The sequence below is a fragment of the Acinetobacter sp. BWR-L5 genome, assembly GCF_039655985.1.
Classification (GTDB): domain Bacteria; phylum Pseudomonadota; class Gammaproteobacteria; order Pseudomonadales; family Moraxellaceae; genus Acinetobacter; species Acinetobacter johnsonii.
Genome location: NZ_JAGFEV010000004.1, coordinates 369,769 through 383,077 on the forward strand (window position 1 = coordinate 369,769; position 13,309 = coordinate 383,077).

Annotated in this window: 12 protein-coding genes; 7 read left to right on the forward strand and 5 right to left on the reverse strand. The window is 44.0% G+C overall.

Annotated features, from left to right (window positions below; genetic code table 11):
- Positions 1–41: 41 nt before the first annotated feature.
- The 3 genes from JZ787_RS09645 to JZ787_RS09655 are packed head-to-tail and all read right to left on the reverse strand — an operon-like array spanning position 42 to position 2,437.
- Complete coding sequence (locus JZ787_RS09645) at positions 42–293, reverse strand: DUF6587 family protein (RefSeq protein WP_125273417.1); 252 nt, start codon at positions 291–293, stop codon at positions 42–44.
- A 27-nt stretch (positions 294–320) separates the two neighbouring features.
- On the reverse strand, positions 321–2,180 hold the full coding sequence (locus JZ787_RS09650; RefSeq protein WP_062033278.1) for a ferrous iron transporter B: 1,860 nt from the start codon (positions 2,178–2,180) through the stop codon (positions 321–323).
- Complete coding sequence (locus JZ787_RS09655) at positions 2,177–2,437, reverse strand: FeoA family protein (RefSeq protein WP_010325703.1); 261 nt, start codon at positions 2,435–2,437, stop codon at positions 2,177–2,179. The genes JZ787_RS09650 and JZ787_RS09655 overlap by 4 nt, the downstream gene beginning before the upstream one ends.
- 180 nt (positions 2,438–2,617) lie before the next feature.
- Here JZ787_RS09655 and xerD point away from each other — a divergent pair, with 180 nt between their 5' ends.
- The 4 genes from xerD (at position 2,618) to thrC (ending at position 7,108) form a co-directional block, all read left to right on the forward strand.
- Entirely contained in the window at positions 2,618–3,535 is a 918-nt protein-coding gene (gene xerD, locus JZ787_RS09660; protein ID WP_010325702.1) for a site-specific tyrosine recombinase XerD, read from the forward strand.
- Positions 3,536–3,661: 126 nt separating this feature from the next.
- The gene (locus JZ787_RS09665; RefSeq protein ID WP_004692830.1) at positions 3,662–4,471 is read left to right on the forward strand and encodes a DsbC family protein; all 810 of its coding nucleotides are present in this window, start codon (positions 3,662–3,664) and stop codon (positions 4,469–4,471) included.
- A 127-nt stretch (positions 4,472–4,598) separates the two neighbouring features.
- Positions 4,599–5,903: a homoserine dehydrogenase gene (locus JZ787_RS09670; RefSeq protein WP_168159857.1), complete on the forward strand. Its 1,305-nt coding sequence runs from the start codon at positions 4,599–4,601 to the stop codon at positions 5,901–5,903.
- 65 nt (positions 5,904–5,968) lie between these two features.
- Positions 5,969–7,108 carry a threonine synthase gene (gene thrC / locus JZ787_RS09675; RefSeq protein ID WP_004692833.1) on the forward strand — a complete coding sequence of 380 codons (1,140 nt, stop codon included), beginning with the start codon at positions 5,969–5,971 and terminating at the stop codon, positions 7,106–7,108.
- Positions 7,109–7,195: 87 nt separating this feature from the next.
- Here the strand turns inward: thrC and JZ787_RS09680 are convergent, their stop codons facing one another.
- The gene (locus tag JZ787_RS09680; protein ID WP_153041792.1) at positions 7,196–8,251 is read right to left on the reverse strand and encodes a serine hydrolase; all 1,056 of its coding nucleotides are present in this window, start codon (positions 8,249–8,251) and stop codon (positions 7,196–7,198) included.
- Positions 8,252–8,466: 215 nt separating this feature from the next.
- On the opposite strand from JZ787_RS09680, the gene JZ787_RS09685 reads away from it, so the two are divergent.
- From JZ787_RS09685 to JZ787_RS09695, 3 genes are read left to right on the forward strand one after another with little or no spacing between them, the layout of a single operon-like run.
- The gene (locus JZ787_RS09685) at positions 8,467–9,102 is read left to right on the forward strand and encodes a response regulator (protein ID WP_004692836.1); all 636 of its coding nucleotides are present in this window, start codon (positions 8,467–8,469) and stop codon (positions 9,100–9,102) included.
- Between the two features lie 21 nt (positions 9,103–9,123).
- Positions 9,124–10,692 (forward strand): ATP-binding protein, encoded by a 1,569-nt coding sequence (locus tag JZ787_RS09690; RefSeq protein ID WP_346312196.1) that lies wholly within the window; start codon positions 9,124–9,126, stop codon positions 10,690–10,692.
- A 15-nt stretch (positions 10,693–10,707) separates the two neighbouring features.
- A complete protein-coding gene (locus tag JZ787_RS09695) occupies positions 10,708–12,129 on the forward strand; it encodes a sigma-54 dependent transcriptional regulator (RefSeq protein ID WP_346312197.1) in 1,422 nt (473 codons plus the stop codon).
- A 4-nt stretch (positions 12,130–12,133) separates the two neighbouring features.
- Here JZ787_RS09695 and JZ787_RS09700 read toward each other — a convergent pair whose 3' ends face one another.
- Positions 12,134–13,309: a S41 family peptidase gene (locus JZ787_RS09700; RefSeq protein ID WP_004692840.1), complete on the reverse strand. Its 1,176-nt coding sequence runs from the start codon at positions 13,307–13,309 to the stop codon at positions 12,134–12,136.

The following is a 13,309-nucleotide window of genomic DNA, read 5'->3' on the forward strand; positions in this document are numbered from 1 at the left end:
TCCCTCTTGGACGGCTTTTTTATTTGTGAACAAAAATTGTTTTATTTCCACTTCACCGCTTGAACTTCAGGCTTTTTCGCATTGCTGTCTTCTGTTGCTGGGCAGGCACAGTTTCCGCCACACCCGCCAGCCATTGACGGCCTTAACCACGTCGCCAAACGAGTCCAACCGCGAGCCTCACACAGCGTGGACAAGGACATGAAAACTGAACCCGATGTCTTAGGAAATACTTTCTTAAATACCACCACTGCACTCCAGATCACTAGAGCAGCAACAATTAGAATTTCAATCATCTCAATCTCCTCGCCTATTTACGCCGATTAGCCCAAATAGTGCGTTGCAATTTGATAGGTCAGGAATGACATTAAATAAGCCAAACCAAACAAGTAAATGGTCATAAAACTCACGGTTTTCCATGAACCTGTTTCACGTTTGACCGTCGCCAAAGTCGCCAAACAGTGCGGTGCATAAATAAACCACACCAATAAAGACAGACCAGTCGCCACCGACCAGCCGAGCTCACCGCCACTACTGATCAGTGAAGCCAAACCTTGTGACATGGCATCTTCATCAACAGCGGATAAGGCATATACCGTACCTAAAGCTGCCACCACCACTTCACGAGCGGCCATGGCTGGAATCAAGGCAATACAAATCTGCCAGTTGAAGCCCAGCGGTGCAAAAATTGGTTGCAGTAAATGACCGAGCATACCGGCAAATGAATAATCAATTTCAGGTAAAGTCGCGCCTTCAGGGGCTTGCGGGAAGGTACATAAGAACCACAGCAAAATAGACAACGCGAAAATGATGCCACCCACGCGACGCAAGAAGATCTTGGCACGGTCAAGTAAACCAATCCAAATATTCTTTAAGTCAGGAAAACGATAGCTTGGCAACTCCATCATCAACATATGTTGTGACTTGTCTTTATGGAAGAATTTCAGAACGAAAGATACACACAGTGCACTCACAATCCCGGCCATATATAAAGCAAACAACACCAAACCTTGCAGATTGAAGATCCCCCAAACAGTTTGTTCAGGAATAAAAGCAGCAATTAACAAGGCATATACAGGTAAACGTGCAGAACACGTCATTAACGGTGCCACAAAAATCGTAGTCAAACGGTCACGCGGATCACTAATGGTACGCGATGCCATGATGCCCGGAATTGCGCAGGCAAAGCTAGACAACAATGGAATAAAGGCACGCCCAGAAAGACCTGCTTTAAACATCAGCTTATCCAGCAAAAATGCGGCGCGCGGTAAATAACCCGACTCTTCCAATACCAAGATAAAGAAGAACAAAATTAAAATCTGCGGCAAGAACACCACGACACCGCCCGCACCCGCAATAATCCCGTCTACCACCAAACTGTTAAGTAAAGGGTGGCTAATAGACCCACCGATGGTTTCACCCAGCCAGCCAAAGAAGGTTTCAATCCCATCCATAAACGGCGCTGCCCAAGCAAAAACGGCTTGGAAGACAATAAACATCATGACTGCAAGGCTAACTAAACCCAAAACTGGATGTAGGAAAATTTTATCCAGAAAATCAGTTCGCTTGTCTTCTTCATCGACGTATTGCACGGCATCATGTAATAAATTTTCGACTTTCTCATGTGCAGTGTCGCCTTTTAGACCCGTCAACTCGGTATAAGGCACGGCATATTTGCCCTGCTCTAAAGCGCTGAGCAGGCTTTCAATACCCGAGTTACGCACCGCAACGGTTTCAACGATCGGCACACCCAAGCGCTCAGAAAGCTTTTGGGTATTGATTTGCATGCCACGGCGGCGTGCTTCATCCATCATATTTAAAACGATTAACATTGGACGGCCCAATGCAATCAGTTCAATCACTAAACCGAGGTGAAGTTTGAGGTTGGTTGCATCAACCACACATAAGAAAGCATCTTGCTGACCTTCGTCTGCAATTTTCCCCATCACCACGTCGCGGGTAATCATTTCATCAGGACTGGTCGCATCTAAGCTATACGTCCCTGGCAAATCCAGCACGCGAACTGCTTGACCTGAAGGAAGAGTAAATTGACCAACTTTACGCTCAACCGTTACACCCGCATAGTTACCTACTTTTTGGCGTGTTCCAGTGAGATGGTTAAATAACGAAGTTTTACCGCAGTTTGGATTACCTACAAGGGCAACACGCAAGGCATCACTCATCTAGGTGCTCCTTCGACTTGAATTTCAATTTTTTCAGCTTCAACTTTTCTTAAGGCGAAACGTGTAAAACCCACTTGGATTAAAATTGGATCGCCACCAAAAACACCTTTGGTAATCACCTGTACTTTTGTACCTGCGACAAAGCCTAATGTTTCAAGACGACTAGCCACCAAATCAGTCTGAGCTTCGCCATCCAAAGTATGATTCACTTTGTTAATGATGGCAGTTTGTTTGACTTTTAAATCAGATAAACGCACCGCATCCAACCCTTTAATATTTTGAACAGTATACAAACAAATGAGAATAATTACCAAATCAGATTCGATAATGATTCGCATCTGTTATAACACATCGACAAGCGAGAATGATTACACTACATTGAATAAACCCCCTATTCCTTGTTTTTGTCTTTCCGTGATGATGTGCTTGAGAGCTTTATGTTAAATAAAAAACCGCGTGTGCCTGCGCCTGTTCAAATCCCAACTCAGCTCAGTTTTTTACACGGCTTTAAAGATTATCTCATTGCACAAACCGTCAGCCCACACACCCGAAATGCTTATCTCTCTGACTTATTGCAGTGCAGCGAGTGTAGTCGGGTGAGCATGCCTGAATGGAGCAGTGATGATGTCGCCGATGTTCTGCTGACCCTCACCAAGCAAGGCAAAAGCCCGCGCTCCATTGCGCGCTGTCTGTCTGCTCTGCGTTCTTTTTTTAAATTTCTACGGGAACAAAAACTGCGTTCAGACAACCCTGTCGCGCTACATAAAACACCCAAAATTGGCCGCGCACTGCCTAAAGATTTGTCTGAGCAAGACGTGGATGCCTTAATTCAAGCTCCAGATATTGAAACCGCTCTCGGACTCCGTGATCGTGCCATGTTTGAAGTCTTATATGCCTGTGGACTGCGTGTATCTGAGCTACTAAACTTACGGTTAGACTTAATCAATTTAAAACAAGGCTATTTAAGAATTACGGGTAAAGGCAATAAAGAAAGACTGGTACCTTTGGGGCAAATCGCAGTGGAATGGGTCGAAAAATACTTAATTGAATCCCGTCCGCAATTATATAAATCTGCAACTGACTATCTATTTTTAACTCAACATGGCGGCATTATGAGTCGGCAAAACTTTTGGTACGCCATTAAACGCTATGCCTTACAAGCAGGAATTCAGGCTGAACTGTCTCCACATACCTTACGACACGCTTTTGCAACGCATTTACTCAATCACGGCGCCGACTTGCGTGTAGTACAAATGTTATTGGGACATAGTGATCTGTCCACGACACAAATTTACACCCATGTCGCACAAGTGCGTATGCAACAACTACATGCCAGCCATCACCCAAGGGCTTAAGGTCTTGATCATCCATAACTTAAGGCTGTTTTTAGCACGAAGACTACGAAGTATTACCGAGTCCTGTACTTTTTTTGCTATGCTTGGCGCTCTGTTTTTATAAAGTCAAAAGAAAAAGGGTTATCTATGTTATTTACCCGTAAACCACTGTTCATTGCCTGTGCCATTGCTTCAAGTGTTCTATTTACAGCATGTTCAAATAACACTGAAGAAAAAAAACAAGACTCTTTAACGGCAAGCGCGCCAGCCACAGGTGAAGCGTCAACTTTGACGGAACGTAATGCAAAGCAACGTTTAATTGACACTCTTCAAAAGCATTTCAAAACAGCCAATATCAATGCCAAAATCATCGATATCAAAACCACTGAAGTGCCAAACTTATTTTGGGTCAATCTTGAAGGGATGAGCTCGGTTTATACCACGGCAGATGGTAAATATATTATCCAAGGTGATGTGATTCGCTTGGGCGATAAAACCCTCCACAACGTCAGCGACAACCTGCAAGCTGAAGCCAACAAAAAACTTCTAGCTGGACTGAAAACTGAAGATCTTCTGGTTTATAAAGCCAAAGGCAAGACCAAACATGTGGTTTATGTCTTTACTGATGCCAGCTGTCCTTACTGCCATAAACTGCACGAGCATATCCCTGAAATCACGGCCCAAGGCATTGAAGTACGTTACATTGCATGGCCGCGTGGTGAACAGTTCATGCCAGCCATGGAAAGTGTGTGGTGTAGTGCAGACCGTCAAGCTGCCTTTGATCAAGCAATTTCAGGTGCTCAACTTCCACCGGCGACCTGTAAAAATCCAGTGCGAGATCAATACCAATTGGGTCTGAACATGGGCGTAAATGGTACACCTGCGATCTATAATGAAGATGGTGAATATCTCGGTGGTTATTTGGCCCCAAGTGAATTATTAAATCGCCTTAAATAACTAATTTTTATTTGTTATTTAACTAATATTTATAGTTGAACATAAAATGATTTCTTTCCTAGAGTCTCACAGTTTTTTTAGCTATGATCTAGGCTTGGTTCAATATATAAGTAAATTGGAGTGTGACGTGAAACCAGTTCGTCTGGCAATCCTCGGTCTTGGTACTGTGGGTGGTGGTGCCCTTAAACTACTAAAAGAAAATGCTGCTGAGATTAAACGTCGCACCGGTCGTGAAATTCAAATTACCTATGTCGGCACACGCCGCCCTCGTCCAGACTTAGATTTAGGCGATGAGGTCAAGCAAAGTGCTGACTTACTCGACATTGTGCGTCAGCCTGATGTCGATGTTGTGGTTGAAGTAATGGGTGGCATCCACCCTGCATATGAAGTGATTAAAGAAGCCATTTTACATGGTAAACAAGTGGTCACCGCGAACAAAGCTTTACTTGCAGAACATGGTAATGAGCTGTTCAAACTGGCGGATGACAATGCCGTGCAAATCGCCTATGAAGCTGCGGTTGCAGGGGGTATTCCCATCATTAAAGTGATGCGTGAAGGCCTAGCGGCAAACAAGATTAATTGGTTGGCGGGTATCATCAATGGTACAGGCAACTTTATCTTGACTGAAATGCGTGAAAAAGGTCGTGCCTTTGCAGACGTATTAAAAGAAGCACAAGAACTCGGTTATGCCGAAGCTGATCCAACTTTTGATGTCGAAGGCATTGATGCTGCACATAAACTCACGATTTTAGCATCGTGTGCTTTTGGTATTCCGCTACAGTTTGACAAAGTCTATACCGAAGGCATCAGTAAAATCACAGCGCAAGACGTGAAGTATGCTGAAGAGCTGGGTTTCCGTATTAAGCACTTGGGGATTGCGCGTCGCGCAGCGAATGGCATCGAACTTCGTGTTCACCCAACCTTGATCCCTGCGGAAGAACTGATTGCCAATGTCAACGGCGTTAAAAATGCCGTCTTGGTACAAGCACATGCTGTCGGCCCAACTTTGTACTATGGCGCAGGCGCAGGTGCAGGTCCAACCGCGTCTGCAGTCGTTGCAGATGTCATTGATATCGTTCGTGATATCTCTTATACCGAAGATGGTGCTGGTACAATTCCACAATTGGCCTTCGAAGCACTAACCAATGTGCCCATTTTAAGCCGTGAAGAAATGACCACCGGTTATTACATCCGGATTAATGCAGAAGATCAAACGGGCGTCTTGGCAGATGTGACCACGATTCTCAGTCGTGCAGGCATCAGTATTGATGCCATCATGCAGCAACCGCGTTTAAAAGACCTTATTCCAATCGTGATTTTGACTGATCCAGTCATTGAATCAAAAATGGACGAGGCACTTGCCCAAATTCAAGCCTTACCCGTCATTCATGGCGAAATCGTGCGAATTCGTTTAGAATCGCTTGATAATTAATCGGGTTGAGGAAAAGAACGCTCTTCTCTTCCTCACCAAGCTCTACACACAATTGGAACATCATCATGTCGAATGCCAATCGTTATACTGGTTTAGTTGACCGTTATCGCGACCGTTTACCAGTGTCTGCAACTACTCGCGCTATTTCTTTAGGTGAAGGTAATACGCCACTGATTAAACTCGAGAACATTCCACGTTTAATTGGCAAAAATGTTGAAATTTATGTGAAGTACGAGGGCTTAAACCCGACTGGTTCATTTAAAGACCGTGGTATGACCATGGCAGTCACTAAAGCCGTTGAAGAAGGCTCAAAAGCGATTATCTGTGCCTCTACAGGTAATACCTCAGCTGCGGCTGCGGCTTATGCAGCGCGCGCAGGCATCAAAGCGTTTGTGTTAATCCCAGAAGGCAAAATTGCCATGGGTAAAATGGCGCAAGCAATGATGTATGGTGCCATCACCATGCAAATCCGTGGTAACTTCGATGACGGTATGCGTCTGGTTAAAGAAATTGCCGATAAAGCCCCTGTAACGATCGTAAACTCAATCAACCCGTACCGTTTGCAAGGTCAAAAAACCATTGCTTACGAAATCGTAGATGAGTTAGGCCGTGCACCAGATTACCACTGCTTACCAGTGGGTAACGCAGGGAACATTACTGCACACTGGATGGGTTATACCGAAGCCGTTGCCAACCAACCGGCAGATCAATTTGAGCAAGTGATTTACGACGCTGAAACAGATCAATTCACAGGTCCTAAACCTGAAGGCTTACCAACCATGGTTGGTTACCAAGCAGCAGGTGCTGCGCCATTCTTACGTGGTGCACCCGTTGAGAACCCTGAAACAGTTGCAACGGCAATCCGTATTGGTAATCCACAAAGCTGGAACCATGCTAAAGCAGTGGTTCGTGACTCTCAAGGTTGGTTCGATGAACTGACTGATGCTGAAATCTTAGAAGCACAACGTTTGCTTTCAATGTATGAAGGTGTCTTTGTAGAACCTGCTTCTGCAGCGTCGATTGGCGGTGCAATCCGTGACATCAAAGCTGGAAAAATTGCGGAAGGTTCTGTGATTGTCTGTACCGTGACAGGTAATGGTCTGAAAGACCCTGATACTGCGATCAAACAATGTTCTGATGCGGTCATGCTGTCAATCGATGCAACTTTAGAACAAGTTCGCGATTCCATTCTTTCAAACATGTAATTGAGAGAAGACAAAAAAAGCCCTGCATATGCAGGGCTTTTTTTATGACTCAATTTTTGTTGTTGAGTGAACAAAAACAAAGTCGGGTTAAATACGTTTTGGTAATTGGCTTGCCCAGTTCATTAGGCGCGTTGCATCATTGGTACGTGCTGCAGATGAGTCCGCGCCCAATAACACCACCACTGCTGGACGGTTATTTAAAGTGGTATGCATCACCACACAGCGACCGGCTTCATTAATGAAACCTGTTTTTGAAATATTAATATTCCAACCACCATTACGAACCAAGGCATTGGTATTGTTTGATTTCAATACACGATAGCCCAAGTTAAAGTCATAGCTTGCTGTGGTTGAGAACTGACGAATCAGACCATACTGAGACGCAGCATTGACCAAAATACCCAAGTCACGTGCTGAAGCGACATTGCCTGGATGCAGACCAGTCGATTCCATATAATGGGTTGAATTCATACCCAAAGATTTTGCTTTGGCATTCATCGCCGAAACAAAGGCTGAGCGACCACCCGGATACGTCCGTGCAAGCGCTGATGCTGCTGGGTTTTCTGACTTCATTAATGCAAATAACAAGGCCTCTGCACGGTTCATACTGTCCCCTGCACGCAGGGACGAGCTTGAACTTTTACAACCCGAACACGAAAAGTCCGCTTGCTGTAAAGTAATGTTTTCAGACATATTTAAACGCGCATCTGAAATCACCACCGCCGTCATCAGCTTAGTAATCGAGGCAATCGGCAGCGCGGTATTACTGTTTTTACTGTAAAGCACTTCACCTGTATTGCCATCCATCACCAGTGCTGCACGAGCATTGACACTAGGTTGGTTTGAATATTTGGAGGTATCGAAAATTTGTACCGTTTTTGAGGTACTATTGTTCGTCACCACACCGTTAGAACTGCGAATACTGGTGGTGACTTTTGTTGAACCCTGAGGAGCGTACTCTTCAGGATCTTCCATTAGATCATCATTCAGAAGCTGTTCTGCATCTGCTGCAGACCAGCTCATGCTTGCTTGGCTAGGGCCCGAGCCCGGATTCATCACCAAGTCTGCAAAGCTATGGGTACTGACCGTCGTTGCAATCGACCATCCCAATAGATGCATTAAAAATTTATTTGATTTTTTCACTTTTCTTCACTCAACTTCATAACCCATAAGATACATTTGCGTATTCACGCCAATATGCCTTACATTTGTACACAATGCGAACAGCATTGCCGTCAACAGCGTGCATATCTTTTCAAATAAGCCTAAGAATAGGATTGCTAATTTTGTCGTTTCATTGCAAGCTTATTTTGCTTTATGTAACAAAAAATATGGTTTTTATAGTGAGGAAGAGCTAGGTGATCACAGTTTTAGTGGTAGATGACCATGAGTTAGTACGTACAGGGATTTGTCGAATGCTCGAGGACCATGCCGATGTTCAAGTCATTGGCCAAGCTGAATCTGGTGAAGAAGCAATTAACCTCGTCCGTCAACATCACCCGAATGTAGTTCTGTTAGATGTCAATATGCCAGGGATTGGTGGCGTTGAAACCACACGCCGCTTACTACAAACTGCACCCGAGACCAAAGTACTGGCGGTCAGTGGTCTAGCTGAAGAACCTTATCCTTCCCTGTTACTCAAGGCTGGCGCCAAAGGCTACATTACCAAAGGTGCACCTGTGACCGAAATGGTACGTGCGATTAATAAAGTGATGCAAGGCGGCAAATATTTCAGCGCTGATATTGCTGAACAACTGGCCAGTTCTTATCTATCGGATACACAAACCTCGCCTTTTGATGCTCTGTCTGAACGTGAAATGCAGGTGGCGATGATGGTCGTGAATTGCATTAGTGCACAGGAAATTTCTGACAAGCTTTTTGTCAGCGTAAAAACGGTCAATACTTATCGTTACCGAATTTTTGAAAAGCTCAACATCGACAGTGATGTGAAGCTGACTCACCTTGCTATTCGCTATGGTTTAATTAAACCCTGATGCAAGCTGACTAACACCCGCATGCTGCAATACTCAACCAATATTCAGTTAAATCAATACCGTCTAGGTGTTTGGTATGCGTCTTATCGACTGTTTATTGGCTGTTGTTTGTTGTTGGTTTATCTACTGACCTATGAGCAGCTGTTTTCAAATTATCAATATCCAGTATTGTATCGTTCTGTGCTGATTGGCTTTATTTTTATCAGTGCCTTTCAGCTATTGAGCCTCAAGCATGTGCGCAAGCGCATACCACTTCAGCTCACCTTGTTGTTTATCGTCGATGTCATTAGCCTCAGTTTACTCACTTTTGCCACCGATGGTCCGAACTTACAGTTAAGCTTATTGTTTGTGATCACGATCTTTGCCGCTTGTGTATTGGTCGATAAACAAAAAGCTCTCATCATTACCTTGATTGCTGTAATTACACTGGTTTATCAACACTTTATTGGAACACTATTTTCAATTAGTTCACTGAATACCATTGGCAACAGTGCCGTGCTCGCCTTTTTGTTCTTTGTGGTTTATGGGTCTGGACAAATTGCAGTACGACGTTTTCAAGTCCTTGAAAACTTAAACTTCTATCAATCCCAAGAATTGGATCAACTGCAAAACATTAACCGTTATATTTTAGAGCAAACCGAGCTCGGCTATTTGGTGCTCGATGAAAACTGCCACATGGTGCTAAGTAATCCTGCCGCATGTGCATTATTGGGCATCTCCCCGATTTATGCCTATGACAAATATCCTTTATATAAGGCACAGCCTGATTTATTTGAACTCCTCAAATTCGACCAACTGAAAAATGGGGAAAAATTCCAATTTACATCGCAACTGAGTCGCTTTCAGATTCAGATCGAAATTCAAAAACTTCAAGTCCCGAATCAGACACTGACCTTATTCGTGCTGCAAGATGCACAAAAAATTAATCAACGTGTACAACAACTCAAGCTGGCTGCACTGGGTCAACTTTCTGCCAGCATTGCACATGAAATTCGCAACCCACTGGCAGCCATCACACAAGCTAATGAACTAATGCAAACCAATGATCCACAACAAGAACTGTTGCAGAACATGATTACCAAACAAGCCTCACGGATTGATAAAATTATTGGCGATACACTGAGCATGGCACGCAGTAAAGAAACCTATCCGACCTTGATTGATGTCGCCGCTTTTTTAGAACGTTTTATCGTAGAAGATTTGCTCGATGTCAAAGATCAAATTGATTACCGCATTTCCGATCAAGCTCAGATTCAGTTTGATGAACAACAACTGAGACAAGTGCTGATCAACCTGATTCGAAATGCCATTCGGCATAATGCAGATGAAGCCGATCACATTCAAATTCGTGTCTATAGCTATAAAAACCTCGTCCACATTGAAGTCCGTGATTTTGGTGATGGGGTCGCCAAACAGGATCAAACCGCCCTGTTTCAACCGTTTTTTAGTACCTCCATCAATGGAACTGGGTTAGGATTATATTTATCCCATAGTTTCTGCGAAGCCAACCAAGCTAAGCTATACTATGTAGAACAAAAAATAGGGGCATGCTTTCGGATTGAATGCCCCCGTATAAACAATGACGTGTAATTTTTGGGGTTAATCGTGGAAAAAAAACCACTTGTTTTATTGGTGGATGACGAACAAGACTTATGTACACTGATGCAAATGTCTTTAAGTCGGATGGGGATTGATACACATATTGCCTATCGCTTACAAGAGGCGGTTCAAGCCCTGAAAACGCATCAATATGATGCCTGTCTAACCGATCTGAATTTACCCGATGGTAATGGCCTGAGCTTGGTCGATTTTATTGCTCAAAATTATCCTAATTTACCTGTTGCGGTGCTGACAGCTTACGGCAACATGGATATTGCGATTGCAGCACTTAAAGCCGGTGCTTTTGATTTTGTCAGTAAACCAATCAACCAAAAACATTTAGAGCAACTTTTACAAAAAGCCTTTAATCAGCCCATCAGTCAGCTGCATATCCAAGAAGATACGCTTGAACATCGTCTGTTGATTGGTCAGTCCCTTCCTATTCAACAGCTACGCATCACCTTAAAGAAAATTGCACGCTCGCAAGCCCCTGTCTTTATTACGGGTGAATCAGGCACTGGCAAAGAAGTGGTGGCGAATCTGGTACATCGCCTGAGCAATCGTAATGAAGGGCCATTTATTGCCATTAACTGCGGTGCGATACCGGCTGAACTGATGGAAAGTGAATTGTTTGGACACCGTAAGGGTAGCTTTACAGGGGCGACTCAAGACAAACAAGGGCTGATTCTGTCTGCGCATGGCGGCAGTTTATTTTTAGATGAAATTGCAGAACTGCCACTAACCATGCAAGTCAAACTCTTACGTGCGGTACAAGAAAAACGTATTCGTCCCATTGGGAGTGATACCGAAATTGATGTCGATTTCCGTGTGATTAGTGCCAGCCATCAAGACTTAGAAGCACTGGTGCAACAAGGCAAGTTCCGTCAGGATTTATACTTCCGCATCCATGTCATGGACATTGTGCTGCCTGCCCTACGTGAGCGTGGCAATGACATTATTCTTTTGGCACAACATTTCATTCAAAAAATCTGCCAAGAATGGGACATCCCAGTCAAACCACTGAGTGAACGTGCACGTGAGTTTTTATTGGCCCAATATTATCCAGGCAATGTGCGTGAACTACGCAATATGATGGAACGTGCCATCACTTTAAGTGATGAAAGCAGTATCGACTTACCGCACTTGCAAACAGCCCCACTGCGACCCATTGCTCAGACCAACTATGCCAATGCCACGCAACAAGGTACTGTTGGCAATGATCAACTCAGTCATGTGCCTTCGCGTAAATTACCCGAAGAGGGGTTAGAGCTGTATTTAGAAAAAATTGAAAAAGAAATTTTGATGAATGCGCTCAATCTCACCCACTGGAACCGAACCCTAGCGGCTAAAAAGCTCGGCATGTCTTTTCGTTCTTTACGTTATCGCTTGAAGAAATTCGGGCTAGATGGCGAAGACGATTCCGTTTAGAGACTTAACGACGGTTAATTAGAATCTCTGCCACATGTTCAACATAACTTTCATCTTTGAGTTCATGTGGCATTGGATACACCTGATTTGGCGCAATCCCTACCCCTTCAATCATCCGACCACTTGGGGTGTAATAATGCGATACGGTCATTTGCAGAGCTGCGCCATTCGATAACGGAAATAGTTTTTGTACCACGCCCTTACCATAACTTTTTTCACCAATCACCCACGCCCGTCCATGCTCCTTCAGCGCAGCGGTAAACACCTCCGCGGCCGATGCAGAACGGTCATTAATCAGAATCCCCACTTTTAAGTTTTGAAACTCTAGGCTTGGTAAAGCTTGGAACTGTTGATCCCCTTCGGAACGACTTTGGGTTGAAACAATCACCCCTTGGTTTAAGAATAAATCGGCAGATTCAACTGCGGCAGACAACAACCCCCCGGGATTATTTCTGAGGTCAATCAAGACCGCTTTTAAACGCGAAGACTGATGTTCTTCAATCAGTTGCTGAATTTCATTGGCCGTATCCTGTTGGAACACCCGCACCTTGAGCACCAAAACTTGGTTATTCAACAGTTGTGCCTGAATATCGGTTTCAACCTTTTTGGTTCGAACTAAATTGATCGGCGTTGAATTGGCTTTTAACTGTAGGCTGATGGTACTACCAATCGCCCCACTGAGTAATTCGTTGACTTGAGCATGGTTGAGCTTGCGTAGCTCTTGATCATCCACTTTAAAAACAGAGATCCCATTTTTTAAGCCCAGTTTGCTGGAATCTGAGTCAGGCTTTAATCCACGAATCAGCCATTGTTGTAAACGGGAATCGAACTCTAAACTGAAGTCAACTGAAGCCAAATCCCCTTCAGTATATTGCACCAGTTGTTTATATTCTTGAGGAGATAAATAGCGAGAATAACGGTCTAAGCCACTGACTAAACCTTTAATGGCCTGTTGAAACAGTGCTTCATCACTACGTTCAGCCACATAATTGTCTTTGACTAAACCGTAGATTTGTACAAATTGTTGAATTGATTCAATCGGAACCTCAACATAACCTTGTTCCAGTTCATCATCAAAAGCGGGTGCTGCGGCTGTTTTTGCAACAGCACCCATCGGGTGGATCAGACTCAGACCTAAAGCAATCACTACACCTATTGAAGTCCACGATGCTTTTGCCAT

Excerpts from the sequence above, each read along its gene's own strand:
- thrC (WP_004692833.1), top strand. The coding sequence starts at position 5,969 with ATGTCGAATGCCAATCGTTATACTGGTTTAGTTGACCGTTATCGCGAC.
- JZ787_RS09665 (WP_004692830.1), top strand. The coding sequence starts at position 3,662 with ATGTTATTTACCCGTAAACCACTGTTCATTGCCTGTGCCATTGCTTCA.
- JZ787_RS09645 (WP_125273417.1), bottom strand. The coding sequence starts at position 293 with ATGATTGAAATTCTAATTGTTGCTGCTCTAGTGATCTGGAGTGCAGTG.
- JZ787_RS09650 (WP_062033278.1), bottom strand. The coding sequence starts at position 2,180 with ATGAGTGATGCCTTGCGTGTTGCCCTTGTAGGTAATCCAAACTGCGGT.
- JZ787_RS09690 (WP_346312196.1), top strand. The coding sequence starts at position 9,124 with ATGCTGCAATACTCAACCAATATTCAGTTAAATCAATACCGTCTAGGT.
- JZ787_RS09700 (WP_004692840.1), bottom strand. The coding sequence starts at position 13,309 with ATGGCAAAAGCATCGTGGACTTCAATAGGTGTAGTGATTGCTTTAGGT.
- xerD (WP_010325702.1), top strand. The coding sequence starts at position 2,618 with ATGTTAAATAAAAAACCGCGTGTGCCTGCGCCTGTTCAAATCCCAACT.